This is a genomic window from Micromonospora sp. NPDC005305, from assembly GCF_040607315.1.
Taxonomy (GTDB): domain Bacteria; phylum Actinomycetota; class Actinomycetes; order Mycobacteriales; family Micromonosporaceae; genus Micromonospora.
Map to the genome: position 1 here is coordinate 269,681 of NZ_JBEXGL010000004.1, position 24,626 is coordinate 294,306.

23 protein-coding genes are annotated in these 24,626 nt (G+C 73.8%); 8 read left to right on the forward strand and 15 right to left on the reverse strand.

Features of this window, described 5'->3' with window-relative positions; all coding sequences use genetic code 11:
* Positions 1–68: 68 nt before the first annotated feature.
* Positions 69–1,235, reverse strand: a complete 1,167-nt coding sequence (locus ABZS80_RS09550) for an acyl-CoA dehydrogenase family protein (protein ID WP_355055301.1) — start codon at positions 1,233–1,235, stop codon at positions 69–71.
* 42 nt (positions 1,236–1,277) lie between these two features.
* Entirely contained in the window at positions 1,278–2,033 is a 756-nt protein-coding gene (locus ABZS80_RS09555) for a methyltransferase domain-containing protein (protein ID WP_355055302.1), read from the reverse strand.
* A 45-nt stretch (positions 2,034–2,078) separates the two neighbouring features.
* Between ABZS80_RS09555 and ABZS80_RS09560 the strand changes: the two genes are divergently transcribed.
* The 4 genes from ABZS80_RS09560 to disA all read left to right on the forward strand — a co-directional run bounded on the left by ABZS80_RS09560 (position 2,079) and on the right by disA (position 6,751).
* The gene (locus ABZS80_RS09560; protein ID WP_355055303.1) at positions 2,079–2,918 is read left to right on the forward strand and encodes a UbiA family prenyltransferase; all 840 of its coding nucleotides are present in this window, start codon (positions 2,079–2,081) and stop codon (positions 2,916–2,918) included.
* Positions 2,919–3,059: 141 nt separating this feature from the next.
* Positions 3,060–3,869, forward strand: coding sequence for a hypothetical protein (locus ABZS80_RS09565; protein ID WP_355055304.1), 810 nt, complete (start codon positions 3,060–3,062; stop codon positions 3,867–3,869).
* A 106-nt stretch (positions 3,870–3,975) separates the two neighbouring features.
* On the forward strand, positions 3,976–5,424 hold the full coding sequence (radA, locus tag ABZS80_RS09570; RefSeq protein ID WP_151462174.1) for a DNA repair protein RadA: 1,449 nt from the start codon (positions 3,976–3,978) through the stop codon (positions 5,422–5,424).
* Positions 5,425–5,566: 142 nt separating this feature from the next.
* Positions 5,567–6,751 (forward strand): DNA integrity scanning diadenylate cyclase DisA, encoded by a 1,185-nt coding sequence (gene disA / locus ABZS80_RS09575; protein WP_355055305.1) that lies wholly within the window; start codon positions 5,567–5,569, stop codon positions 6,749–6,751.
* Positions 6,752–6,757: 6 nt separating this feature from the next.
* Here disA and ABZS80_RS09580 read toward each other — a convergent pair whose 3' ends face one another.
* The 3 genes from ABZS80_RS09580 to ABZS80_RS09590 form a co-directional block, all read right to left on the reverse strand.
* Positions 6,758–7,513 carry a hypothetical protein gene (locus ABZS80_RS09580; RefSeq protein WP_355055306.1) on the reverse strand — a complete coding sequence of 252 codons (756 nt, stop codon included), beginning with the start codon at positions 7,511–7,513 and terminating at the stop codon, positions 6,758–6,760.
* Between the two features lie 130 nt (positions 7,514–7,643).
* Entirely contained in the window at positions 7,644–8,207 is a 564-nt protein-coding gene (locus ABZS80_RS09585) for a peptide deformylase (protein WP_355055307.1), read from the reverse strand.
* Positions 8,204–8,716, reverse strand: coding sequence for an ACT domain-containing protein (locus ABZS80_RS09590; RefSeq protein ID WP_355055308.1), 513 nt, complete (start codon positions 8,714–8,716; stop codon positions 8,204–8,206). Before ABZS80_RS09590 ends, ABZS80_RS09585 begins: the two co-directional genes overlap by 4 nt.
* A 96-nt stretch (positions 8,717–8,812) precedes the next feature.
* Here ABZS80_RS09590 and ABZS80_RS09595 point away from each other — a divergent pair, with 96 nt between their 5' ends.
* Positions 8,813–9,718, forward strand: coding sequence for an A/G-specific adenine glycosylase (locus tag ABZS80_RS09595; RefSeq protein WP_355055309.1), 906 nt, complete (start codon positions 8,813–8,815; stop codon positions 9,716–9,718).
* A 189-nt stretch (positions 9,719–9,907) separates the two neighbouring features.
* Here ABZS80_RS09595 and ABZS80_RS09600 read toward each other — a convergent pair whose 3' ends face one another.
* The 3 genes from ABZS80_RS09600 to lysS all read right to left on the reverse strand — a co-directional run bounded on the left by ABZS80_RS09600 (position 9,908) and on the right by lysS (position 14,901).
* Positions 9,908–12,445, reverse strand: a complete 2,538-nt coding sequence (locus tag ABZS80_RS09600) for an ATP-dependent Clp protease ATP-binding subunit (protein ID WP_355055310.1) — start codon at positions 12,443–12,445, stop codon at positions 9,908–9,910.
* 484 nt (positions 12,446–12,929) lie between these two features.
* Entirely contained in the window at positions 12,930–13,280 is a 351-nt protein-coding gene (locus ABZS80_RS09605) for an Lsr2 family protein (protein ID WP_355055311.1), read from the reverse strand.
* A gap of 112 nt (positions 13,281–13,392) precedes the next feature.
* Positions 13,393–14,901, reverse strand: a complete 1,509-nt coding sequence (lysS, locus tag ABZS80_RS09610; RefSeq protein ID WP_355055312.1) for a lysine--tRNA ligase — start codon at positions 14,899–14,901, stop codon at positions 13,393–13,395.
* Positions 14,902–14,992: 91 nt separating this feature from the next.
* On the opposite strand from lysS, the gene ABZS80_RS09615 reads away from it, so the two are divergent.
* Positions 14,993–15,733 carry a class I SAM-dependent methyltransferase gene (locus ABZS80_RS09615; RefSeq protein ID WP_355055313.1) on the forward strand — a complete coding sequence of 247 codons (741 nt, stop codon included), beginning with the start codon at positions 14,993–14,995 and terminating at the stop codon, positions 15,731–15,733.
* Between the two features lie 37 nt (positions 15,734–15,770).
* On the forward strand, positions 15,771–16,511 hold the full coding sequence (locus ABZS80_RS09620; RefSeq protein ID WP_355055314.1) for a class I SAM-dependent methyltransferase: 741 nt from the start codon (positions 15,771–15,773) through the stop codon (positions 16,509–16,511).
* A gap of 3 nt (positions 16,512–16,514) precedes the next feature.
* Here the strand turns inward: ABZS80_RS09620 and ABZS80_RS09625 are convergent, their stop codons facing one another.
* Entirely contained in the window at positions 16,515–17,273 is a 759-nt protein-coding gene (locus ABZS80_RS09625; protein ID WP_151462164.1) for a type III pantothenate kinase, read from the reverse strand.
* A 118-nt stretch (positions 17,274–17,391) separates the two neighbouring features.
* On the opposite strand from ABZS80_RS09625, the gene ABZS80_RS09630 reads away from it, so the two are divergent.
* Positions 17,392–18,495, forward strand: coding sequence for a hypothetical protein (locus ABZS80_RS09630; RefSeq protein WP_355055315.1), 1,104 nt, complete (start codon positions 17,392–17,394; stop codon positions 18,493–18,495).
* A gap of 3 nt (positions 18,496–18,498) precedes the next feature.
* Here ABZS80_RS09630 and nadC read toward each other — a convergent pair whose 3' ends face one another.
* From nadC to ABZS80_RS09660, 6 genes are all read right to left on the reverse strand, one after another.
* On the reverse strand, positions 18,499–19,395 hold the full coding sequence (gene nadC / locus ABZS80_RS09635) for a carboxylating nicotinate-nucleotide diphosphorylase (protein ID WP_355055316.1): 897 nt from the start codon (positions 19,393–19,395) through the stop codon (positions 18,499–18,501).
* Between the two features lie 55 nt (positions 19,396–19,450).
* Positions 19,451–21,139, reverse strand: a complete 1,689-nt coding sequence (locus ABZS80_RS09640) for an L-aspartate oxidase (RefSeq protein WP_355055317.1) — start codon at positions 21,137–21,139, stop codon at positions 19,451–19,453.
* 61 nt (positions 21,140–21,200) lie between these two features.
* Complete coding sequence (locus ABZS80_RS09645) at positions 21,201–22,094, reverse strand: septum formation family protein (protein WP_355055318.1); 894 nt, start codon at positions 22,092–22,094, stop codon at positions 21,201–21,203.
* Positions 22,095–22,190: 96 nt separating this feature from the next.
* On the reverse strand, positions 22,191–22,619 hold the full coding sequence (panD, locus tag ABZS80_RS09650; protein ID WP_151462159.1) for an aspartate 1-decarboxylase: 429 nt from the start codon (positions 22,617–22,619) through the stop codon (positions 22,191–22,193).
* A 30-nt stretch (positions 22,620–22,649) separates the two neighbouring features.
* Complete coding sequence (gene panC, locus ABZS80_RS09655; RefSeq protein ID WP_355055319.1) at positions 22,650–23,498, reverse strand: pantoate--beta-alanine ligase; 849 nt, start codon at positions 23,496–23,498, stop codon at positions 22,650–22,652.
* A 43-nt stretch (positions 23,499–23,541) separates the two neighbouring features.
* Positions 23,542–24,489 carry a Rossmann-like and DUF2520 domain-containing protein gene (locus tag ABZS80_RS09660; protein ID WP_355055320.1) on the reverse strand — a complete coding sequence of 316 codons (948 nt, stop codon included), beginning with the start codon at positions 24,487–24,489 and terminating at the stop codon, positions 23,542–23,544.
* Between the last annotated feature and the right edge of the window lie 137 nt (positions 24,490–24,626).

Genomic DNA, 24,626 nt, shown 5'->3' on the forward strand with positions numbered 1-24,626 from the left:
CCTCGCGCTCACCAAGCCGCCTTTCGTTCGCGACTGCGGGGCTCGCAGGACCGGCTCACTCCTCGCGCTCACCAACGAGGCGCCGAACCGTCGCGGTCCGGGTCCCCACCGAGCGCGGCGATGCCGAGCCAGTCGGCGCAGACGTCGGACGTGGCCGGGTGCAGCGAGCCGCACCGGGCGTCCCGGTAGAGCCGCTCCAGGGGATGCCCCCGCCGGGTGGCCGAGGTGCCGGCGGCCTCCAGCATGGACGCCGCCACGTCGGCCGCCGTGGTGCCGGCGAGCAGCTTCGCGCGCCACACCCAGCGGTTGGTCTCCTCGTCGCCGGGCGCCTCGTCGACCCGGCGGGCCGCCTCGGCCACCACCAGCTCGGCCGCCGCGACGGCCGCGTCCGCCCGGCCCAGCCGGGCCCGGACCGCCGGCAGGCCGGCCAGGTTGCGGGCGTTGAGGTGCTCGGCGGCCGCGTCGATCGAGGCTCGGGCCACGCCGACGTAGACGGCCGCGTAGCTGGCCACCAGCCAGTGCGGCATGAGCTGGGCGACCACCAGGGCCAGACCCTCCACCCCGCCGAGCAGCCGGTCGGCCGGCACGGTCACGTCCAGGTGCAGGTCGTGGGAGGAGGTGGCGCGCATGCCCAGCGAGTCCCAGGTGGGCTCGACCGTGATCCCCTCCCCGGCCGGCACCAGGAACTGGGAGACCACCGACTGGTCGGTGGCGCTGCGGGCGGCCACCAGGTAGCCGTCCGGGTGGCCCGCGCCGGAGCAGAAGGTCTTGCTGCCCTTGAGGTGCCAGCCGCCCTCGGCCGCCTCGTAGACCGTGCTGAGCTGGGACAGCCGGGCGCCGGCGCCGCGTTCGCTCATGGCCACCGCGTACCAGGCGCCCTCGGCCGCCGCGCGGAGCAGCCGGTCCCGGGCGGCCAGCGCCTCGTCGGGTACGCCGAGCGCCTCGGCCAGCTCCTCGGTCACCGCCCCCAGCGCGCCGGTGACCGAGGCGTGCATGTTGAACACCAGCGCCGTCGCGCCGTTGCCCCGGGCCAGCTCGGTGGCGACCGCGGCGTACTGGGCGAAGGTGGCGCCCAGGCCGCCCAGCTCGCGCGGCACCATCAGCCCGAACAGGCCGGCCTCGCGGAGGTCGGCGAAGTCCTCGACCGGGAACGAGCCGTCCCGGTCGTGGTCGGCCGCGCGGGCGGCCAGTCGCGGCGCCAACCTGCGGGCCGCCTCCAGCGCGTGCACAGTCATGTAGCCCCCTTCTCGGCGTCCCTTTACCCCGGGCGGCCCCCGCTACCCGCTCCGGTGCCCGCGGCCCTGGTAGAGCACGGCGGTCGACCAGGTCGGCACGATGCGCGGCTCCGTCCGGGCGGGACGGTCGCCGCCGCGCAGGCGGCGCAGCAGCCAGGCCAGTGTGCCGCCCAGCTCGGGGCGGATCCCGCGCAGCCGCAGCGCCACGCCGTGGCGGGCGCACTCGGCGGCCAGCGCGCGGGCGTCCACGAACAACCGTGGATCGTGGATGCCGCGCGGCACGGTGGGCAGCCGCTCGCCGAGCTCCACCGCGACGAGCCGGGCCAGCAGGGTGTCGTTGAGCGTGTCGAGCACCAGGAGGCCGCCGGGCCGCAGCAGCCGGCAGGCCTCGGCCACCGCACGGCGCCAGTCCGGCACGTGTTCCAGCAGCTCACCGGCGGAGACCACGGCGGCGCAGCCGTCCGCGAGCGGGACGGCGGTGGCATCGGCCTGGATCACCGTCACGCCGTGCGCGGCGGCCTGGTCGAGGGCGGAGCGGGTCAGGTCCACGCCGACGTGCCGGTAGCCCTTGCCGGCCAGGTGGGGGGCGAGCAGGCCGGCGCCGCAGCCCAGGTCGATGAGCAGCGCGTCCCTTTCGGACGCCGGTGGCACCATGGCCGCACGGGCCCGGGCCAGCCAGTGCAGCATCGCGAACGCGCCGTCCGGTCGCCACCACTCGCCGGCCAGGTCGTCGTACTGGCGGGGATCGTTGGGCGGCAGCACCCGGGGTGGGGTGGACACCGGTGCCGCGTCTCGCATGGACCGAGCGTGGCACGACTCCCCGGTAACGACCAGACTTCCCTTATGTCGATGTCGGTGTTAGGGCTGGTCAAGGCGAGCCACCCGGAGCCGGCCGCCGCGGTGACCGTGGTGGCCGGACTGCTCGCCCGGGCGGTGGGGCACGGTCCGGGCGGGGTCGCCGTCGTGTCGCTCACGGTGCTGGCCAGCCAGCTCGCCGTGGGCTGGAGCAACGATCTGATCGACGCCGACCGGGACGCCACGGTGGGGCGTACCGACAAACCGGTGGCCACCGGCGCGGTCTCGCGGCGGGTCCTGGCCCGCGCCACCGTGCCGGCCGCCGTCGCCACCCCGCTGCTGGCACTGGCCGCGGGTCCGGCAGCGGCGCTCTGCGCCACCCTCGGCCTGGTCTCGGCGCTGCTCTACAACTGGCCGCTGAAGTCGACCGCGGTCTCGGTGCTGCCCTACGCGGTGTCGTTCGGCGCGCTCCCGGCCTTCGTGGTGCTGGCCCTGCCGGGCGCGCCCCCGCCACCGGTCTGGTTGGTCGCCGCCGCGGCGCTGCTGGGCGCCGGGGCGCACTTCGCCAACGTGCTGCCGGACCTGGCCGACGACGCGCGGACCGGGGTGCGGGGGCTGCCCCACCGGCTCGGGCCGGCGGGCAGCCGGGTGGCCGCCGCCGGGCTGCTCCTCGCGGCCACCGTGGCGCTGGTCGTCGGCCCACCCGGACCGCCGTCGTGGGCCGGGTTGGCGGCGGTCGCCGCCGCCGCCGGGGTCCCGGCCCTCGGCTGGTACGCCGGCCGCACGGCGACCGGGGACGGCGCCCGACCGGTGGCCGCCTTCCGGGCGGTGATGGTGGTGGCCCTGATCGATGTGGTGCTCCTGGTGGCGAGCGGTCGGGTCGTCTGACCGGTCCCCTCGAAGGTGGCAATACCGGGTCGGCGTGCGGGCCTCGATCAGCTCCAACTACCCTGGAGCGCGGTCTGCGCGGGTATGGCCACCCCGTGTCCGGCGTCCGGCCGGGTGGGGATCGTGACGAGGAGGACCGACGTGACGCGCTCGATCAGGGGTTCCCGGCGGGCGGCCCTGTTGCTGGCCGGTACGGCGGCGGCAGCGAGCCTGCTGCTGACCGGGTGTGGCGCCGGCCAGGTGGCCGAGACCGCCAACAAGATCCCGTCGGTGCAGGGCGTCAACGTCCAGACCCCCGACAACCTCTACAAGGTGCGCGGCCTCTACCTGGAGTTCCCCGGCCCCGAGGGCTACAAGGCGGGTGCGCAGGCCCGGGTCAACGTCGTGGTCTACAACGACAGCCGGGAGCCGGTGACCGTGACCGTCACCACCGACAGCGCGCGGGAGATCCTGCTCAGCGGCGCCGGGGCGGGCAGCGACGAGGCCACCCCGACCGGCTCGCCGACCGAGCCGGCCTCCGCGTCGCCCACCGCGACCGACCCGAGCGCCTCGCCGAGCCAGTCGCTCGGCACCGAGGAGTCGCCGTCGGCCAGCGGCTCCGCCTCGGCCAGCGGATCGGCCTCGGCCAACCCGTCGCCGTCCGCCAGCTCGGCCCCGGCCGGCCGGCCGGCGCGGTTCGAGATCCCGGCCCTGAGCTACCTCCAGCTCACCAGCAACAGCCCGCAGTTCCTCCAGCTTGTCGGCCTGAACGAGGACCTGCTCGTCGGCCAGCGGGTCAACCTGACCTTCGACTTCGGCGGCGGCAAGGTGATCAAGACCGGTGCGCCCGTCGGCGTCCCGCTGACCCCGCCGGCGCCCGCCTCGCCCGTGGTGCAGCCGCGCGAGGAGGGTGGCGCCGGGCACCCCGGTGGCCTGGAGGAGGGCGGCAACGAGGGCGGCGGCCACAGCTGACCGTCCCAGCGATCGTCGACGACACCGCCGCCGTGGCCAGCGCCACGCCGGCGGTGTCGCCGTTTCCGGGTGGGCTTTCGTCGTACCGTCCGGTTAGCGTCCTGGGGTGAGCACGCCCCGATCCGCCTCGCCCCGACCCGCCGCCGGTCGCGGCCGCGCCGCCGCCCGTGAGCCCCGCCCGGCCTACGAGTGCGACGCCTGCGGCCACCAGCCTCCCAAGTGGGTCGGGCGCTGCCCGGAGTGCGGCGAGTGGGGCTCGGTGGTCGAGTGCACGGTGAGCGGCCCGCTGGTCTCCGGCCGGGTGGTCAGCTCCCGGATGCCCGCCGAGCCGGCCCGCCCGATCGCCACCATCAGCGCCGCGCCCGCCCGGGCCCGGGCCACCGGCGTCAGCGAGCTCGACCGGGTGCTCGGCGGTGGCCTGGTCCCCGGCGCGGTGGTGCTGCTCGCCGGCGAGCCGGGGGTCGGCAAGTCCACCCTGCTGCTCGACGTTGCCCAGCAGTGGGCGGCCAACGCGGGCAGCCCGTCGCTGGTGGTCAGCGGTGAGGAGTCGGTCAGCCAGGTGCGGCTGCGCGCCGAGCGGATGGGCACCCTGCACGATCAGCTCTACCTGGCCGCCGAGAGCGACCTGTCGGCGGTGCTCGGCCACCTCGACGCGGTCAAGCCGGGGCTGCTGGTCCTCGACTCGGTGCAGACGATCTCCACGACCGGCACCGAGGGCGTTCCGGGTGGGGTCACCCAGGTCCGGGCGGTCACCGCGGCGCTGGTCGCGGTCGCCAAGGAGCGCGGCGTCGCCACCGTGCTGGTCGGGCACGTCACCAAGGACGGCCAGGTCGCCGGCCCCCGGGTGCTGGAGCACCTGGTCGACGTGGTGCTGCACTTCGAGGGCGACAAGCACTCCTCGCTGCGCATGGTCCGGGGGGTGAAGAACCGGTTCGGCGCGGCCGACGAGGTGGGCTGCTTCGAGATGCACGAGGGCGGCATCAGCAGCCTGGCCGACCCGTCCGGCCTCTTCCTGACCCGCTACTCCGAGCCGGTGCCGGGCACCTGCGTGACGGTGGCCATGGAGGGTCGGCGGGCCCTGGTCACCGAGGTGCAGGCGCTGATCGGCGCCACGGTCGCCGGCTCCCCCCGGCGCACGGTCTCCGGGCTGGACGGCGCCCGGCTGGCCATGGTGCTCGCGGTGCTCCAGCGGCGCACCGAGCGGCTGACGCTGCACGACCGAGAGGTCTTCGCCGCCACGGTGGGCGGCATCCGGGTGGTCGAGCCGGCGGCCGACCTGGCCGTGGCCCTGGCGGTCGCCTCCGGCGGGCTCAACCTGGCCCTCAACCCGCAGCTGGTGGCCATCGGCGAGGTGGGGCTGACCGGCGAGGTGCGCCGGGTCGGGGCGGTTCCCCGCCGGCTGGCCGAGGCCGCCCGGCTCGGCTTCCGGCAGGCCCTCGTGCCGCCCGGCTGCGGCCCGGGCAGCAGCGGGGTGGCCCCGGAGAACATGCGGGTGACGGAGGTCACCGACGTCCGGGCAGCCCTCCAGGCTGCCGCGCGCGCGTCGGCGGAGTGACGGTCGGTAGACGTGCGGTGGGACCGGCCGGGCGATTCCGGACAGCCGGCGCACCCGGTCGGCGACCGGGGGAGCGGGACATCGTGACACATCACAGTAACCACGAGAGCACCCACCGCACCGCAGTCCGTAGACTGTGCCCGTGCCGATCGACCGCGATGCCACCAAGCCCGCCGCGACGACGCCGCACGCCCGCACCGGCGCCGTGGGCTCCCCCACCCGTTCCATCAGCGTGAGCGTCACCGGAAGCGTCGGCGGGGCCGGCGGCGACCCGTTGCGGGCGAACCTCGCCCTCATGGCGCCGGGCACCGCGCTGCGCGACGGCCTGGAGCGGATCCTGCGCGGCCGCACGGGCGCGCTGATCGTGCTCGGCTACGACAAGATCGTCGAGCAGATCTGCACCGGCGGCTTCCCGCTCGACGTCGAGTTCTCCGCGACCCGGGTCCGTGAGCTGTGCAAGATGGACGGCGCCGTGGTGCTGTCCAGCGACGGCACCCGGATCGTGCGGGCCGCGGTGCACCTCATGCCCGACCCGTCGATCCCCACCGAGGAGTCCGGCACCCGGCACCGCACCGCGGAGCGGGTTGCCCGCCAGACCGGCTACCCGGTGATCTCGGTCAGCCAGTCCATGCGGATCATCAGCCTCTACGTCAACGGCCAGCGGCACGTGCTGGACGACTCGGCGGCGATCCTCTCCCGGGCCAACCAGGCGCTGGCCACCCTCGAGCGCTACAAGCTCCGGCTGGACGAGGTCTCCGGCACGCTCTCCGCCCTGGAGATCGAGGACCTGGTCACCGTCCGCGACGCCGTGGCCGTGGTGCAGCGGCTGGAGATGGTCCGGCGGATCGCCGACGAGATCGCCGGCTACGTCGTGGAGCTGGGCACCGACGGTCGCCTCCTCGCCCTCCAGCTCGACGAGCTGATGGCCGGGGTGGACGCCGACCGCACTCTCGTCATCCGGGACTACCTGCCGGTGGGCCGGAAGTCGCGCACCCTCGACGAGGCGCTGGTCGAGCTGGACCTGCTCAGCGCCACCGAGCTGATCGACCTGGTCGCGGTGGCCAAGGCGATCGGCTACCCGTCCGCCTCCGACGCGCTCGACGCCGCCGTGAGCCCGCGCGGTTTCCGCCTGCTGGCCAAGGTGCCCCGGCTTCCGGCGGCCGTGGTGGACCGGCTGGTGGTGCACTTCGGCAGCCTCCAGCGCCTGCTGGGTGCGACCGTGGAGGACCTCCAGGCGGTCGAGGGGGTGGGCGACGCCCGCGCCCGCGGTGTGCGTGAGGGGCTGTCCCGGCTCGCCGAGGCGTCCATCCTGGAACGCTACGTCTGACCCCGGTCAGCCGGTGATGGTGAGCTTCACCGGCTCGCCGAGCTTGGTGCCCACCCGGGCGAAGAGCTGGTACGTGCCGATCGGGGCGTACGGGCCGGCGGCCACGCCGTTCTTGCAGGCGCTCACGTCCCGCCCGTTCCAGCCCAGCTCGTAGGAGCGCTCGAAGTTCGGCGTGAACGACTGCACGTCGGAACCCTTGCCGGTGCCGCAGGTGTCCGACGACCAGACCTTCGCCGCGCCGGCCTTGATGTAGAGCTCCTGCAGGTCGGCCCCGACGTCCCGGCTGCACGTGCGCTCCGAGATGTTCTTGACCTTGAGGCGCAGGGTGACCACCGTGCCCCGCTGCGCGGAGGCCGGCAGCGCCACCGGCGTCACCTGGAGCTCCGAGTCCGCGCAGGTGCCGTCGTCGGCCACCGGGGCGGCCGGCGCGCCGCCGTCGTTCGTGCCGCCACCGTTCTGGCCGCCGCCGTTGTCGGTGCCCGTGCCGCCGCCGTCGCTCGTCCCGTTGCCGTCGCCCGACTCACCCGGGGTGGGCGACGGGCTGGTGGACTGCGGGGTCAGCAGCGAACCGGTCGGGCCGGGAGCGGCCGCCGACGGCGTGCCTCCCGCGTTGCCCCCCGCCTTGCCGGTCGGGGCGCCGTTGCGGTCGGTGCCGGTGCACGAATAGAGCAGGACAATCAGGAAAAGCAGCCCGGCTCCGAAGACGACGGCTCGACGCCGCCAGTACACGGCGGGAGGCAGCGGGCCGACCGTCATACGCATGATGCGTTCACCGTAACGGCGCGACGCCCGGCCCGCTGGCGCGACGCGCCGGAGGCCCTTCGGCCCGGTCCCGCAGTGCTCCACAATGGACTTCGGAGGTCACCGAGCGGCGCCGCCGGACCACGGCCCGTCAGAGGTAGACCTTGCGCTGGTAGACGGCGTGCGCCCCGGCCACCCGGTCCAGGAAGAGCAGGCCGGCGCAGTGGTCGATCTCGTGCTGGAGCGCCCGCGCCTCGAACCCGTCGGTCACCAACCGCACCGGGTCCCCGCTGCCCGGCAGCACACCCTCCACCACCAGCCGGCTGGCCCGCTTCACGTCACCGGTCAGGTCGGGCACCGACATGCAGCCCTCCCGCCCGGCCTTCCAGCGGCTCGCCTCCACCACCGTGGCGTTGCACAGCACGAAAGCCCCGTGCACGGTGATCGCCTTCGGGTGCCCGGTCACGTCCACCGCGAACACCTGGGCGCTCACCCCGACCTGCGGCGCGGCCAGGCCCACGCAGCCCGGCGACACCCGCATGGTGGCGACCAGGTCGGCGGCCAGTTGGACGATCTCGGCCGAGGTGGGGTCGACCGCCGGGCCGGGCCGGCTGAGCACCGGGTCGGGCGCGGCCACGACCGGACGTACGGCCCCGGGGACGTCGAGTTTCTCCGGTGTCCAGCCGCCCAGCCCGGCGTACTCCTCCCCGGTCACAGCAGGTCCGTGTCAGCCGGGCGGAGGCTGACCCCCACGCCCAGCTCCGCGGCCGTACGGGCGAGCCGGCCGGCCACCTCGTCGGCGCTGCCCGGCGGCAACTCGACCTCGGCGACCACCACGTACAGCGAACCGGTCAACCGGGTGCTCAGGTCGGTCACGTTGCCGCCCGCGTCGGCCAGCACCCGGGTCATCGCCGCGACGATGCCCATCCGGTCCGCGCCGTGCACCGCCATGACGTGCGGCTCGCCGCCGGGCGCGGCCTGCCCGTCGGGGGTGACGGCACGTACGGTGGCCAGCAGCTGACCGTCGGCGGCGAGCGGGGCCAGCGCGGCCTCGACGTCGGCGGCGGCCGGGCCCACGCAGATCAACGTCATCGCGAAGTGTCCCCGCAACCGGGTCATCGTCGAGTCGGTGAGGTTCGCGCCGAGCCGCGCGAGGACCTCGGCGACGTCGGCCACGATGCCCGGCCGGTCCCGGCCGATGACGGTGATCGCGAGCTCGTTCATCCGGACATTCTGCCCCGTCGCCGCCGGCCGCCCGCGACGGCCCGCCCGCCCCGCCCAACCCGCGGGAAAGCCACCCGTGACATCCTTGGCGGCGCGATGTCTGAGCCCACCTTCGCCACCCTGGTCAGCCGGTGGTACGAGCGCAACGCCCGCGACCTGCCCTGGCGCGAGCCGGGGATCGGGGCCTGGGCGATCCTGGTCAGCGAGGTCATGCTCCAGCAGACACCCGTGGTCCGGGTGCTGCCCGCCTGGGAGGCGTGGCTGTCCCGCTGGCCGATCCCGGCCGCGCTGGCGGAGGACACGCCGGCCGAGGCGATCCGGATGTGGGGCCGGCTCGGCTACCCCCGCCGGGCCGTACGCCTGCGCGACTGCGCGGTGGCCATCGTGGAACGGCACGGCGGCGAGGTGCCGGAGCGGCTCGACCAGCTGCTGGCACTGCCCGGGGTCGGCACGTACACGGCGCGGGCGGTGGCGGCCTTCGCCTACGGGCAGCGGCACCCGGTGGTCGACACCAACGTCCGGCGGGTGGTGTGCCGGGCGATCGCCGGCGAACCCGACGCCGGGCCCGCCACCCGCCCCGCCGACCTGGTCGCCACCGAGGAGCTGTTGCCCGTCGAGCCCGCCGCGGCGGCCCTGGCCAGTGCGGCATTCATGGAACTCGGCGCGGTCGTCTGCACCGCCCGGGCACCGCGCTGCGGGGTTTGCCCCGTCGAGTCGAGCTGTGCCTGGCGGGCCTCCGGCCAGCCGGCACCCGCCGGCCCGACCCGCCGCCCCCAGCGCTACGTCGGCACCGACCGCCAGGTGCGCGGCCTGCTCCTCGCGGTGCTCCGCGACGCCTCCGGGCCGGTGCCGCACCAGCGGCTGGACCAGGTCTGGCACGACGACGTGCAGCGGGCCCGTGCCCTGGCCGGACTGGTCACCGATGGCCTGGTCGAGCCGGTCGGCGAGGAGTCCTTCCGGCTCACCGGCGACGGCCCCCCGGTCCCGCTCCCCTGCCCCTGACCCGCTCGGCGTCGGCACCGGGCCGATCCGGCTGGCTGGCTGGCTGGACACCGGCTCGCCGATGTGGCGGCATCCGGGCGGCCCGGAAAGCGCCACCTCGCCGAGCTGGAGTCGATCATGCACGGGAAAGGCGACGGCCCCGGCGGCTCTCGCCTGCCGGGGCCGTCGCCCTCGATCGGTTGCCCGAACTTACGCCGCGTCGTCCGCGCCCGTGGCGGCGGTGCCGCCGAGGTCCGCCGGGACCGCGTCCGGAACGGCCACCGGCCGGTCGGCGCCCCGGAAGACGAGCTTGGACTTGTCGATGTCGCTCGGGTCGCCCTCGCAGTCCACCACCACGATCTGACCCGGGGTCAGCTCGTTGAAGAGGATCCGCTCGGACAGGTTGTCCTCGATGTCGCGCTGGATCGTGCGACGCAGCGGCCGCGCGCCCAGCACCGGGTCGAAGCCCTTCTTCGCCAGGTACTTCTTGGCGTTGTCGGTCAGCTCCAGGCCCATGTCCTTGTTCCTGAGCTGCGACTCGATCCGGGCGATCATGATGTCCACGATCTGGAGGATCTCGTTCTCGCGCAGCTGGTGGAAGACGATGGTGTCGTCGATCCGGTTCAGGAACTCGGGCCGGAAGTGCTGCTTGAGCTCGTCGTTGACCTTCTGCTTCATCCGGTCGTAGTTCGACTCGGAGTCGTCAGAGGCCTGGAAGCCCAGCGACACCGCCTTGGCGACGTCCCGCGTGCCGAGGTTGGTGGTCAGGATGATGACCGTGTTCTTGAAGTCCACGATCCGGCCCTGGCCGTCGGTGAGCCGCCCGTCCTCCAGGATCTGGAGGAGCGTGTTGAACACGTCCGGGTGGGCCTTCTCGATCTCGTCGAAGAGGACCACCGAGAACGGCCGGCGACGCACCTTCTCGGTCAGCTGCCCGCCCTCGTCGTAGCCGACGTAGCCGGGAGGGGCACCCACCAGCCGGGACACCGTGTACCGGTCGTGGAACTCGGACATGTCGAGCTGGATGAGGGCGTCCTCGCTGCCGAACAGGAAGTCGGCGAGCGCCTTGGAGAGCTCGGTCTTACCGACGCCGGACGGGCCGGCGAAGATGAACGAGCCGGACGGGCGCTTCGGGTCCTTCAGGCCGGCCCGGGTGCGCCGGATCGCCTTCGAGACCGCCTTGACCGCGTCCTCCTGGCCGATGACGCGCTTGTGCAGCTCGTCCTCCATGCGCAGCAGGCGCGAGGTCTCCTCCTCGGTCAGCTTGTAGACCGGGATGCCGGTCCAGTTGCCGAGCACCTCGGCGATCTGCTCGTCGTCGACCTCGCTGACGACGTCCAGGTCACCGGCCTTCCACTCCTTCTCCCGCTGGGCCTTCTGGCCGAGGAGCTGCTTCTCCTTGTCACGGAGCTGCGCGGCCCGCTCGAAGTCCTGCGCGTCGATCGCGGACTCCTTGTCGCGGCGGACCTGGGCGATCCGCTCGTCGAAGTCACGCAGGTCTGGCGGCGCGGTCATCCGGCGGATGCGCATCCGGGCGCCGGCCTCGTCGATCAGGTCGATCGCCTTGTCCGGCAGGAAGCGGTCGGAGATGTACCTATCGGCCAGAGTTGCGGCAGCAACGAGAGCTGCGTCGGTGATCGAGACGCGGTGGTGCGCCTCGTAGCGGTCCCGCAGGCCCTTGAGGATCTCGATGGTGTGGGCCAGCGAGGGCTCACCCACCTGGATCGGCTGGAAGCGGCGCTCGAGAGCGGCGTCCTTCTCCAGGTGCTTGCGGTATTCGTCGAGCGTGGTGGCGCCGATGGTCTGCAGCTCGCCGCGGGCCAGCATCGGCTTGAGGATGCTGGCGGCGTCGATCGCGCCCTCGGCGGCACCCGCACCCACCAGGGTGTGGATCTCGTCGATGAACAGGATGATGTCGCCGCGGGTGCGGATCTCCTTGAGCACCTTCTTGAGGCGCTCCTCGAAGTCACCGCGGTAGCGGGAACCGGCGACCAGGGCACCGAGGTCGAGGGTGTAGAGCTGCTTGTCCTTCAGCGTCTCGGGCACCTCGCCCTTGATGATCTTCTGGGACAGGCCCTCCACCACGGCGGTCTTGCCGACGCCGGGCTCACCGATCAGGACCGGGTTGTTCTTGGTCCGGCGGGAGAGCACCTGCATGACCCGCTCGATTTCCTTCTCGCGCCCGATGACCGGGTCGAGCTTGCCCTCGCGGGCGGCCTGGGTCAGGTTCCGGCCGAACTGGTCCAGCACGAGGCTGGTCGACGGCGCGGCCTCGCCCGGCGCGGCGCCCGCCGCGGCCGGCTCCTTGCCCTGGTAGCCGGAGAGCAGCTGGATCACCTGCTGGCGGACCCGGTTGAGGTCGGCGCCGAGCTTGACCAGCACCTGGGCGGCGACGCCCTCGCCCTCACGGATCAGGCCGAGCAGGATGTGCTCCGTGCCGATGTAGTTGTGGCCGAGCTGCAGCGCCTCGCGCAGCGACAGCTCCAGCACCTTCTTGGCCCGCGGCGTGAACGGGATGTGCCCGCTCGGTGCCTGCTGGCCCTGGCCGATGATCTCCTCGACCTGCTGACGGACGCCCTCGAGGGAGATGCCGAGGCTCTCCAGGGCCTTTGCCGCGACACCCTCACCCTCGTGGATCAGGCCCAGCAGGATGTGCTCCGTACCGATGTAGTTGTGGTTGAGCATCCGGGCCTCTTCTTGGGCCAGGACGACAACCCGTCGCGCTCGGTCGGTGAACCGCTCGAACATGCCCTCGTGCTCCTCACGTGCCGTGCGCCTTGATGGTCAGATCTCGGCGGGGCCGGTGCGCGGACGTCCGGGACGGGCGTCCGTGCCTCCTTACTCTATCGCCGCGGACCGACTCCGCTGAGGTCGTGTGTCCCCGCGAATGGCCGTTCACGCGTCGTTTCTGACAACCGTCCGCGCTCAGGAGGTGTTCCGGTACCCCCGCCTGTACGCGCAGAGCGAAATTCGACCGCCGGTGGAAAAGCCCGGTCGAGGGGCTGGAGCGGGAGCGGGGGCGCCCGGCCGCGGTCTTCCACAACCTGTGGACAGAATCTCCACCGCCTGTGGACAACGGCGCGGGACGCGGGTTTCTTCCCGCGCCCGGCGACGCCGCGCACCCGCCCGGCACGGGACCGGACAGACGGCGCAGGCGGGCGGAAACGGCGACGCCGGCCCGGAGAGGCACTCCGGTCCGGCGTCGTGTCGCCCGCTGCGGGGGTCGTCGGGGTCAGTGCCCCGCCTTCGCGTGGTACTCGTCCACGATCTCCTGCGGGATGCGCCCCCGGTCGGAGATGTCCTTGCCGGCCTTCTTGGCCCAGGCCCGGATCGCCTTGTTCTGCTCGCGGTCGGCGGTCGCGCCGCCACGTCCCCGGGCAGCCCGGCCACCCACGACCACCCCGCCGCGGCCGACCTTCGTGCCGTGCCCGATGTACTGCGCGAATACGTCGCGCAATTTTTCAGCGTTGGAAGCGGAGAGGTCGATCTCGTACTGCACACCGTCGAGCGCGAACTTGACGGTCTCGTCAGCGTCCCCGCCGTCCAGGTCATCGACCAGCTTGTGAATGATCTGCTTGGCCACGTCCCACATTCCTTTCGAGCAGGGTTGTGCTCCTGCAATACAGGAGCACAATAGCCCGCCCGCCGCTCGCTCCGTCAATAGGACGCGGTAACGACCCGGAGAAGCTTGTGTGCTACTCGGGCCGGACCAACGGGAACAGGATGGTTTCCCGAATTCCCAGGCCGGTCAGCGCCATCAGGAGCCGGTCGATTCCCATTCCCATACCACCGGCCGGCGGCATTCCGTACTCCATCGCCCGGAGAAAGTCCTCGTCCAGCCGCATGGCCTCGTCGTCGCCCCGCGCCGCGAGCTGCGCCTGGGCCACCAGCCGCTCCCGCTGCACCACCGGGTCCACCAGCTCCGAGTACGCGGTCCCCAGCTCGAAACCGAGCACGTAGAGGTCCCACTTCTCGGCCAGGCCCGGCTCGGTGCGGTGGGCCCGGGTCAGCGGGCTGGTCTCCTCCGGGTAGTCGCGGACGAAGGTGGGCGCCCGGAGCGACGGGACCACCAACTCCTCGAACAACTCCTCGGCCAGCTTGCCCGGGCCCCACTTCGGGTCGACGGAGAGGCCGACCTTGTCCGCGTACTCGACCAGGCGTGACCTTTCGGTGCGGACGGTGACCTCCTCACCGAGCGCTTCGGAAAGAACACCGAACAGCGACACCGAGCGCCACTCGCCGCCCAGATCGAACTCGCGGCCGTCGGCGTGGGTGACCACCGTCGAGCCGGCGACCGCGAGAGCGGCCTGCTGCACGAGATTCCGGGTCAGCTCGGCCATGGTGTTGTAGTCGCCGTACGCCTGGTAGGCCTCGAGCATCGCGAACTCCGGCGAGTGCGAGGAGTCGATGCCCTCATTCCGGAAGTTGCGGTTGATCTCGAAGACCCGGTCGACGCCACCGACGACCGCGCGCTTCAGAAACAGTTCCGGCGCGATTCGCAGATACAGATCGGTGTTCAACGCATTGCTGTGGGTCACGAATGGGCGGGCCGCCGCGCCGCCGTGCAGCAACTGGAGCATCGGCGTCTCGACCTCGACGAAGTCCTGCCCGTGCAGGGTGTCCCGGAGGCTGCGCACCGCGGCGGCCCGGGTGCGGACCATCTGCCGGGCCTGCGGGCGGACCACCAGGTCCACGTAGCGCTGGCGGACCCGGGCCTCCTCGCTGAGCGGCTTGTGCGCCACCGGCAGCGGGCGCAGGGCCTTCGCCGTCACCGCCCACTCCTCGACGAGCACCGACAGCTCGCCGCGCCGGCTGGTGATCACCTCACCGGTCACCCCGACGTGGTCGCCCAGGTCGACCAGGCGCTTCCAGTCGTCCAGCCGCTCGGCGCCGACCCGGTCCAGCGAGAGCATCGCCTGGAGTTCGGTGCCGTCGCCGTCCCGCAGGGTGGCGAAGCAGAGCTTGCCGGTGTTGCGCACGAAGATCACCCGGCCGGTGACCGAGACCCGGTCGCCGGTGGCCGTGTCGGTGGGCAGCTCGGCGTACCGCTCGCGGATCTTCGCCAGCGTGCTGGTCCGCGGGAAGCCGACCGGGTACGGCTCGACGCCCTCGGCGAGCATCCGGTCCCGCTTCTCCCGGCGGACCTTCATCTGCTCCGGAAGGTCGTCGGCGGGGTCTACTGGCAGGGCGTTCTGCTCGGTCACGGCACGCTTCCTCAGACGGAGAATTCGGGCGGGGTCAGGCCCCGAGCGTACTCAAGGGGCTGCCGGGTCGTTACGGGATAACCTGCCCGCCATGACCGACCCCACTGAGGCCCTCTCGTTCGGCGCGGCCGCCGCCGACTACGACCGCTACCGGCCCCGCTATCCCGAGGCCGCGCTGGGGTGGGCGCTCGACGACCTCACCCCGCCGGCCCGCACCGTCGACCTGGGCGCCGGCACCGGGATCGTCAGCCGGGGCCTGCTCGCCCTCGGGCACGAGGTGACCGCCGTGGAGCCCGATCCGGCGATGCGCGCCCAGTTCGAGGCCGCCACGCCCGGCGTCGCCGCCCGGCAGGGCAGCGCCGAGTCGGTCCCGCTGCCCGACGGGTACGCGGACGCCGTGCTGGTCGGCCAGGCGTACCACTGGTTCGACCGGGAGCGGGCGCACCCGGAGATCGCCCGGGTGCTGCGGGCCGGCGGGATCTTCGCGGCGGTGTGGAACCTCCGGGACGACCGGGTCGGCTGGGTGACCGAGCTGAACCGGATCGCCGAGATCGGCGACACCGTCGACCACCTGCGCGAGACCGTGACCGGCTTCGGTACCCGGTTCGCGGCGCCCGGGTGGGCCGAGTTCGACCACGCCACCACGCTGACCCCGGACGAGCTGCTCGGCATGGTGCGCACCCGCTCGCACTACCTGACCGCCGGACCGGAGCGCCGCCGCGAGGTCGACGCGGAGCTGCGGGACCTCCTCGCCGGCCACCCGGACCTGGCCGGCCGGGACACGATCAACCTGCCCTACCGCACGCTCGTCGCCCGCGCGCGCCGTAGCTGACCCCCCCCGCGGCCGGCCGCCGCACTAGCCTCACCTCATGGTCGACGTCATCCCGGCACTGTCCTTCGGCGCCGCCGCCGCCGACTACGACCGGTTCCGCCCCCGCTATCCCGAACCGGCGTTGCGCTGGGCGCTGGACGGGCTGGCCGCCCCGGCCCGGGTGGTGGACCTCGGCGCGGGCACCGGCATCCTCACCCGCGGGGTGCTCGCGCTGGGCGCTGAGGTCGTACCCGTGGAGCCGGATCCGGGGATGCGGGCGCAGCTCGCGGCCGCCACCCCGGGCACGACGGCGCGGGCCGGCAGCGCCGAGTCGGTGCCGCTGCCCGACGGGTCGGCCGACGCGGTGGTGGTGGGTCAGGCCTACCACTGGTTCGACCGGGAGCCGGCGCACGCCGAGATCGCCCGGGTGCTGCGGCCGGGCGGCACGTTCACGCCGCTCTGGAACGTCCGGGACGAGCGGGTGGCCTGGGTGGCGGAGCTGACCCGGATCGCCCACCTCGGCGACAACGCCGGCGACGTGACCGAGAAGTACGCCGACTTCGGCCCCGCCTTCGAGCCGGTCGAGCTGGGCGAGTTCGCCCACGCGACCACGCTCACCCCGGACGAGGTGGTCGGCATGCTGCACACCCGCTCGTACTGGCTGACCGCGGCGCCGGACGAGCGGGCGCGGATCGACCGTGAGCTGCGCGAACTCTTCGCCACGCACCCCGACCTGGCCGGCCGCGCGACGGTCGAGCTGCCCTACCGCACTCTGGTCCTCCGCTCCCGCCGCCGCTGAGGCTCAGAGGTTGCGCTCGTAGACCATCCGCAGGCCGATCAAGGTGATCATCGGCTCGTGGTGGGTGATGGTGCGGCACTCGCTGAGCACCAGCGAGGCCAGGCCGCCGGTGGCGATCACGGCCTTCACCTCGCCCAGCTCCTCGGTCATCCGCTCGACGATCCGGTCCACCTGGCCGGCGAAGCCGAAGTAGAGGCCGGCCTGGAGGCACTCGACGGTGTTCTTGCCGATCACCGAGCGGGGCCGGGTGGCCTCCACCTTCCGGAGCTGGGCGGCGCGGGCCGCGAGCGCGTCGAAGGAGATCTCGATGCCCGGCGCGAACGCGCCGCCGAGGAACTCACCCCGGCCACTGATCACGTCGAAGTTGGTGGTGGTGCCGAAGTCCACCACGATCGACGGCCCGCCGTAGAGCGTGTACGCGGCCAGGGTGTTGACCACCCGGTCCGCGCCGACCTCCTTGGGGTTGTCGATGGCGAGCTGCACGCCGGTGCGCACGCCGGGCTCGACGATCACGCTGGGCAGGTCGGCGTAGTAGCGGGCCAGCATGGTGCGCAGCGAGCGCAGCGCGGCCGGCACGGTCGAGCAGGCGGCCACCCCGGTGATCTCCACGGCGTCACCGGCCAGCAACCCGCGGAACATGAGGCCCAGCTCGTCCGCGGTGGACCGGGCGTCGGTCTTGATCCGCCAGTTGTGCACCAGCTTGTCGCCGTCGAAGGTCGCCAGCACGGTGTTGGTGTTCCCGATGTCGATGCAGAGCAGCACGATCGCAGCCTAGACAACCGCCGTGCGGGCGGGCGCGCAGCGGCGGCCGAACCGTATCCTGAACACATCGCGGCATGAACATGGTTCTATCCACGGCACGGCCGGACGGGGAGCGGACATGTCGAGGACGTGGTGGGTCCGGGGGCGCAGTGCCCTGCTGCGCCGTCGCCGGCACGTGCTGGTGCTCGCGGTGCTGGCCGGTGGGGCGCTGTGGATGATCGTCCAGGCCGGGCAGTCGTGGCAACGCCACGGGCAGACCTTCCGCGGCGACCTCTACCTCAACGTCGGCGCCGCCCTGATCATGACGCTCCTGACCTATCTGGTGCTCAACCCGCTCTTCCGGGAACTCAGGACCGCCACCATCATCGAGCACCCGCGGCTGGACCGGGACGCGCTGATCCAGCGGGTGGCGCAGTCCCGCGAGGTGGTCGCCATCCTGGAAACCTTCACCAGCATGCTGGAGGGGCCGTACACCACCCGGTTCCTCGCCGCGCTGCGCTTCGCCCTGGCCAACGGCGCCACGGTCAAGGTGCTGCTGCTCGACCCGGACTCCCCCGCCGTCCGGCTACGCGCCGAGGAGCTGCGCCGCGCCGACACCGCCGTCGCCATCATGAACAACCTCTACCATTTCGGTCGCCTCCAGCAGCAGCTCGCGCCAGCCGCCCGCTCGCGCCTCCGGGTACGGATCTACGCCACCGCACCCTCGGTCCAGATGTACCGCTGGGACGACAAGGCGTTCATCTCGTTCTTCCCCGTGCACGGCAAGACCTTCGACGCCCAGCAGCTGGAGGCCTTCGTCTCCACCCCGCTCGGCGAGTTCGTCGACGACCGGTTCAGCGAGCTGTGGGAGACGGCCCCGGTACGCGACCTCGACGCCTGCCTGACGCTCAACGTCTGCCTCCGCCGCGGCGACACCGAGCTGGAGTCCTGCGACGCCCGCTACGTCCGGCTGGACGGCACCTGGTACATCGCCGGCGGCGACCTCGTCCGCAACGTCGCCCGGCACGGGCTGACCGGGCTGAGCGTGGTGCTGCTGAACCGGCCGGAGGCGGCCGGGCAGGCGTTCGCCCTCGCCGAGGCCGACGAGCTGGAGGCCGAGATCTACCACCGCGCACTCCAGCTTTTCCGCGCCAAGTACGGGCTGGACGCCCGGGACGACACCGAGAGTCAGGTCATCTTCAACCTGGTGCCGGCCACCGCGCTCACCGCCCGGCTGAGCTGACCGTCACTCCTCCCGCAGGTCCAGCGCGAGGTCCAGGATCGGCGAGGAGTGGGTCAGCGCGCCGACCGAGAGGAAGTCGACGCCCGTCGCCCCGTACTCGGCGGCCACCGGCAGGGTGAGCCCGCCGGTCGCCTCCAGCTCCGCCCGGTCGCCCACCGCGGCCACCACCTCGCGCAGCTGCGCCGGGGTCATGTTGTCCAGCAGCAGGAAGGCGGCGCCGGCCTCGACGGCCTCCACCGCCTCGGCCAGGGTGTCCACCTCCACCTGCACCGGCACCTCCGGGAACGCCTCCCGCACCCGGCGGAAGGCGGCGCCGATCCCACCCGCGCCGACCTTGTGGTTGTCCTTGATCATGGCGACGTCGTGCAGGCCCATCCGCTTGTTGGTGCCGCCGCCCGCGCGGACCGCGTACTTCTCCAGGGCGCGCAGGCCCGGAGTGGTCTTGCGGGTGTCGAGCACGGTCGCCTTGGTGCCGGCCAGCGCGTCGGCCCAGGCCCGGGTGTGGGTGGCCACCCCGGACATCCGGGAGAGCAGGTTCAGCGCCGTCCGCTCGGCGGTGAGCAACAGCCGGGTGGGGCCGGTCACCGTGGCCAGCACGTCGCCGCGCGCCACCCGCTGCCCGTCGTGGGCCACCAGCGACACCTCGACGGTACGGTCCGCCCCGGTCACCTCGCCCACCAGCTCGAACACGGCCGCGGCCACCGGCAGCCCGGCCACCACGCCGTCGGCGCGGGCGACCAGGTCGGCGGTGTCGTTCTGCGCGTCCGGGATGGTGGCGACGCTCGTCACGTCGAGGAAGTCCGGGCCCAGATCCTCGGTGAGCGCGTCGACGATCACCCGCCGGACCTGCTCCGGGTCCAGGCCAGCGGCCCGCAGCTCCCGCTCCGTCGACTCCCTCACTGCGTCTCCTTCGTTCGCGACTGCGGGGCTCGCAGGACCGGCTCACTCCTCGCGCTCACTGCTGATCCTCCCAGCGCTCGGTCAACAAGCCCTCGATTCCGACCCCCGCCACGAGGTGGCCGCGCCACCGCTCGTCGGCCGTCGGGAAGTCCTCCCGCCAGTGGCAGCCCCGGGTCTCGCGGCGGGCGTACGCGGCGGCGACCAGCGTCGACGCCACGGTGAGCAGGTTCGTCGCCTCCCAGTCGGCGGTGCGCGGCACACCCCGGGCCTGGCCCAGCTCGGTGAGGGTGGCGGCGGTCCCGGCGAGCGTCGGCGCCGACCGCAGCACGCCCGCGCCCCGGGTCATGGCCCGCTGCAGGGTGTGCGTGGCCCCCGCCGGCACCAGCCAGCCCTGGCCGCCCACCCAGGCGCCGACCTCGGCCGGTTTCGCCTGCTCGGGCAGCCCGGCGGCGATGTCCTCGGCGATCCGGCGGGAGAAGACCAGTCCCTCCAGCAGCGAGTTGCTGGCCAGCCGGTTGGCGCCGTGCACGCCGGTGCAGGCGACCTCGCCGCAGGCGTACAGGCCGGGAATCGAGGTGTGGCCGCGCAGGTCGGTCCGGACGCCGCCCGAGGCGTAGTGGGCGGCCGGGGCGACCGGGATCAGGTCGGCGGCCGGGTCCACCCCGATGGCCAGGCAGGAGGCCACGATGGTCGGGAAACGCCGGGCCAGGAAGTCGCCGCCGAGGTGACGGGCGTCCAGCCAGACGTGGTCCGCGCCGGTGGCCAGCAGCACCCGGTGGATGCCCTTGGCCACCACGTCGCGGGGCGCCAGCTCGGCCATCTCGTGCTGGCCCACCATGAACCGCTTGCCGTCGCCGTCGACCAGGTGGGCGCCCTCGCCGCGCAGCGCCTCGGAGACCAGCGGCTGCTGGGCGAGGCCCGCGCCCGGTTCACCGGCCGGCACGATCAGCGCGGTCGGGTGGAACTGCACGAACTCCAGGTCGGTGACCGCCGCGCCGGCCCGCAGCGCGAGCGCCACGCCGTCGCCCGTGGAGACGGCCGGGTTGGTGGTGGCCGCGAAGATCTGCCCCATCCCGCCGGTGGCCAGCACCACGGCCCGGCCCAGGATGGCCCCCACGCCGTCCTCGCTGCCCTCACCGAGCACGTGCAGGGTGATCCCGCAGGCCCGCCCGAGCCCGTTCGGCCCGTCATCGGGGGCGCGCAGCAGGTCCAGCACCAGGGCGTGCTCGACCAGCCGGATCCACGGGTCGCGGCGCACCGCGGCGTGCAGCGCCCGCTGCACCTCGGCCCCGGTGGCGTCGCCGCCGGCGTGCACGATCCGGTCGGCCCGGTGGCCGCCCTCGCGGGTGAGCATGAGCGAGCCGTCCGGGTTGCGGTCGAACTCCGCCCCGATCCGCATCAGCTCGCGCAGCCGGGTCGGGCCCTCCTCGACCAGCACCCGGACCGCCGCCGGGTCGCAGAGGCCGACGCCGGCCACCTCGGTGTCGTACGCGTGCGCCGCCGGCGTGTCCGCCGGGTCGAGCACGGCCGCGATGCCGCCCTGCGCCCACCGGGTCGAACCCTCGTCGATGTTGACCTTGGTGACCACGGTGACGTGCAGGCCGGCCTCGCGCAGGTGCAGTGCGGCGGTCAGCCCGGCGACCCCGGAGCCGACGACGATCACGTCGGTGGTCTCGACCCAGCCCGGTGCGGGCGCGGCGAGCAACCTCGGCAGGGCCGGCAGGTCGACGGTCGGAAGGTCCATGGGAACAGTCAACCCGAACGCCTCTCGTCCCGGACGCCGGGGGCGGGACGAGTGGTTTCGGCTACCTCGTCCGGACCGGGAGGCCCGTCGGCCCGGCCCCCTTGAGCGAGGCCGTCACCGTGCGGTCGCTGAGCCAGAGGTAGCAGCGCACGCCCCGGTCGCCGACCGCCCACCGGCCGGCGCCGGGCGGGCGCACCACCACGCCGCTGCGGAACCGCAGCGTCGGGTCGTCGGGCACACCGGCGTACGCGGCCAGGACGCTGTTGCAGCCGGTGTAGAGGGGCGCCCAGTCGGCGTCCTTCCGCGGGTACGGGCGGTCCGGCGCCGCCCACACCCCGACGAACTCGGCGTCGTGCGGGGTGCGGCAGTCGACCGGCGTGAGCGTCTGCACCCGGCGCGCGTCCCGGCCGGTGCGCTGGCAGCCCAGCCGCAGCGGGGACGGGCCCTTGAGCGCGTCGCGCAGGCTGCCCGTCCGGGTCACCACGGTCGCCGCCACCTCGACCGTGGTCAGCTCCGCCAGGTCGCAGCGGTACCAGCGCGAACCGGCCGCCCAGCCGGGCGAGGTGGGCAGCGCCACGGCCAGCCGCAGCCGGCCGGCACGCCAGTTGTCACCGACGTAGCGGCCGGCCCGGGTGTCGCAGTCGGCGAAGGCCGTCCGCAGCTCGGGCGAGCCGAGCGCCGGCGGGCCGGCCCGCTCGACCGTGAACGTCCCGACGTGCACCGTCTCCACCCGGTGCGGCAGGTCGCAGCCGACCGGGTCGTAGCCGGACAGGCCCACGGTGGGGGTGAAGTCGCCGACCTGGCAGACCCCGGCGGCCGGGGTGAACGCGCCGGCCGGCGGCGGGGCGGCCCAGTCGTCCGTGAGGTTCCCGTCCAGCCCGCCCGACGGGGCACACCCGGCCAGCGCCGCCCCCGCGACCAACGCGGCGACGAGGCTCCGCATCGCCCGGCCCATCGCGCCTCCCCCAGCCCGACGACCGTCGATTCCGACGGTCCGACCAGGGTAGCGGGAAATGACCTTCCGGTGACAGACCGTGCGTGCGGCCCGGGATCAGTTGAGGGCGGCGGCCAGCGGGTTGGGGACGGGGTCGCCGGCGGTGCCCGGGGCGGCCGTGGTCGGGTCCGCGGTCAGGTCGACGACCCGGTTGTCGGCGTCGACGTGCACCACCCGCGGCTGGTACGCGCGCGCCTCGGCGTCGTCCATCTGCCCGTACGAGATGAGGATGACCAGGTCGCCCGGGTGCACGAGGTGCGCCGCGGCCCCGTTGATGCCGATCACGCCGCTGCCCCGGCGCCCCGGGATCACGTACGTCTCCAGCCGGGCGCCGTTGGTGATGTCGACGATCGCGACCTGCTCGCCGGGGATGAGGTCGGCCGCGTCGAGCAGGTCCTCGTCCACGGTCACCGAGCCGACGTAGTGCAGGTCGGCCTGGGTCACCGTGGCCCGGTGGATCTTCGACTTGAGCATGGTCCGGAGCATCGGGGTGCCTTTCCGAGGGATCTGGTCGGGTCAGGAACGCGGGGCGAGGTGGATCGCCGTGTTGTCGATCAGGCGGGTGGCGCCGACCCAGGCGGCGACCAGCAGCCGCGCCGCGCCGGAGACCGGGCCGGGCTCCAGGTCGGCGTCGGTGAGCACCAGGTAGTCCAGCCGCGCGCCGGGCGTACCCGAGTCGAAGGCCCGGTGGGCGGCGGCCAGCACGGCGCCGGCGTCCGCGCCCTGGTCGGCGGCCTCGACGCCGGCCCGCAGCGCGGCGGAGAGGCTCAGCGCGGCCTGCCGCTCCTCCGCTGACAGGTAGCGGTTACGGCTGGACAGCGCCAACCCGTCCGGTTCCCGCACGGTCGGCACGCCGACGATCTCCGTCGGCACGTCCAGGTCGCGGACCATCCGCCGGACCAGGGTGAGCTGCTGGTAGTCCTTCTCGCCGAAGAAGGCCAGGTCGGGGCGGGTGAGCTGGAGCAGCTTCAGGACCACGGTGAGCACCCCGTGGAAGAAGCCGGGCCGGCTCAGCCCCTCCAGGTCCTCACCGAGCGGACCCGGGTTCAGCCGGACCTTCGGCTGGCCCTCCGGGTACATGTCCGCCACGGCGGGGGCGAAGACCACGTCCGCGCCGGCCCGCCGGCAGATCTCCAGGTCGGCGTCGAGGGTGCGCGGGTAGCGGTCGAAGTCCTCGTTCGGGCCGAACTGGAGCGGGTTCACGAAGATCGTCACGAGCACGTGGTCGGCCCGCTCCCGGGCGGCCCGCAGCAGGGTCTCGTGCCCGGAGTGCAGCGCGCCCATGGTCATCACCACGCCCACCGTGCCGGTGAGGCCCTCGCGGGCCGCCGCCAGCTCCTTGCGGGTGTGCACCAGCTCCGTCATCAGCGCCTCCTCCGTTCGCGGCCGCGGGGCTCGCCCAACCGCCTCACGCCGACACCCGCATGCCGTCCAGGACGTCCAGCAGCGGCGCCGCGTCGGCCGGCCGCAGCCGGCCCGCCGCGATCGCCCGGTCGGCCGTCCGTCGGGCCAACGCCAGGTAGGGGGGCACGGATTCCGGGGCGGTCGCCGCCAGCCGCTCCAGGTGCCGGCGTACGGTGCCCGCGTCACCTCGGGAGACCGGGCCGGTGAGCGCGTCGTCGCCGAGGCGCAGCGCGTTCTCCAGGGCGGCCCGGAGCAGCGGGGCGAGCACCTTCTCCGGCCGGTCCACCCCGGCGTCGCGCAGCCGGTCGGCGGCCTCGTTGACCAGGGTGACCAGGTGGTTGGCGCCGTGCGCCAGGGCCGCGTGGTAGAGCGGCCGGTCGCCCTCCGCCACCCACTCCGGCACGCCGCCCAGGTCGGCCACCAGCCGAGCGGCGAACGCGCGCAGCTCGGCCGGGGCGGTCACCCCGTAGGAGATGCCGGCGAGGCGGCTCAGGTCGTCCGGCGTACCCGTGAAGGTCATCGCCGGGTGCAGCGCGAGCGGCCGGGCGCCGGCGGCCGCGGCCGGGGCGAGGACGGCCAGCCCGTGCGCGCCGGACGTGTGCGCGACCACCTGGCCGGGGCGCAGCGCGCCGGCCTCGGCCAGGCCGGCCACCACGCCGGCGAGGGCGTCGTCGGGGACCGCCACGACCAGCACGTCGGCGGCAGCGCGGGCCACGGCGGCGGCGGATCGGGTCGGGGTCTGCGGCAGCAGCAGCGCCATCCGGGCCCGGGTCGTGCCGGAGGCGCCGGCGGCGGCGACCACCCGGTGACCGGCGGCGGCGAGGGCCGCGCCGAGCACGGCGCCGACCCGGCCGGCGCCGATCACGCCGACCGTGAGGGTGCGCGGGAAGACGAGCGGGGCGTCGGCGGCCCGGAGCGGGGCGGCCGGACGCGAACGCAGCGGTGCGCTCATGGCAATCGATCCAGTCCTCGAAGGGGGTACCGGTCGATCGCAAGTATGCGCCGGGGCCACAGAGCCGAAACAAGGATGTGTGAAAACCTTCACCGACGGCGCGACCGGGCCGCTCCGGCGGCGCCAAACGGCCCCAT

Excerpts from the sequence above, each read along its gene's own strand:
- ABZS80_RS09555 (WP_355055302.1), bottom strand. The coding sequence starts at position 2,033 with ATGCGAGACGCGGCACCGGTGTCCACCCCACCCCGGGTGCTGCCGCCC.
- ABZS80_RS09560 (WP_355055303.1), top strand. The coding sequence starts at position 2,079 with ATGTCGATGTCGGTGTTAGGGCTGGTCAAGGCGAGCCACCCGGAGCCG.
- ABZS80_RS09620 (WP_355055314.1), top strand. The coding sequence starts at position 15,771 with ATGGTCGACGTCATCCCGGCACTGTCCTTCGGCGCCGCCGCCGCCGAC.
- panC (WP_355055319.1), bottom strand. The coding sequence starts at position 23,498 with ATGACGGAGCTGGTGCACACCCGCAAGGAGCTGGCGGCGGCCCGCGAG.
- ABZS80_RS09645 (WP_355055318.1), bottom strand. The coding sequence starts at position 22,094 with ATGGGCCGGGCGATGCGGAGCCTCGTCGCCGCGTTGGTCGCGGGGGCG.
- ABZS80_RS09615 (WP_355055313.1), top strand. The coding sequence starts at position 14,993 with ATGACCGACCCCACTGAGGCCCTCTCGTTCGGCGCGGCCGCCGCCGAC.
- panD (WP_151462159.1), bottom strand. The coding sequence starts at position 22,619 with ATGCTCCGGACCATGCTCAAGTCGAAGATCCACCGGGCCACGGTGACC.
- ABZS80_RS09640 (WP_355055317.1), bottom strand. The coding sequence starts at position 21,139 with ATGGACCTTCCGACCGTCGACCTGCCGGCCCTGCCGAGGTTGCTCGCC.
- ABZS80_RS09590 (WP_355055308.1), bottom strand. The coding sequence starts at position 8,716 with ATGAACGAGCTCGCGATCACCGTCATCGGCCGGGACCGGCCGGGCATC.
- ABZS80_RS09580 (WP_355055306.1), bottom strand. The coding sequence starts at position 7,513 with ATGCGTATGACGGTCGGCCCGCTGCCTCCCGCCGTGTACTGGCGGCGT.
- ABZS80_RS09660 (WP_355055320.1), bottom strand. The coding sequence starts at position 24,489 with ATGAGCGCACCGCTGCGTTCGCGTCCGGCCGCCCCGCTCCGGGCCGCC.
- ABZS80_RS09600 (WP_355055310.1), bottom strand. The coding sequence starts at position 12,445 with ATGTTCGAGCGGTTCACCGACCGAGCGCGACGGGTTGTCGTCCTGGCC.
- ABZS80_RS09630 (WP_355055315.1), top strand. The coding sequence starts at position 17,392 with ATGTCGAGGACGTGGTGGGTCCGGGGGCGCAGTGCCCTGCTGCGCCGT.
- ABZS80_RS09595 (WP_355055309.1), top strand. The coding sequence starts at position 8,813 with ATGTCTGAGCCCACCTTCGCCACCCTGGTCAGCCGGTGGTACGAGCGC.
- ABZS80_RS09550 (WP_355055301.1), bottom strand. The coding sequence starts at position 1,235 with ATGACTGTGCACGCGCTGGAGGCGGCCCGCAGGTTGGCGCCGCGACTG.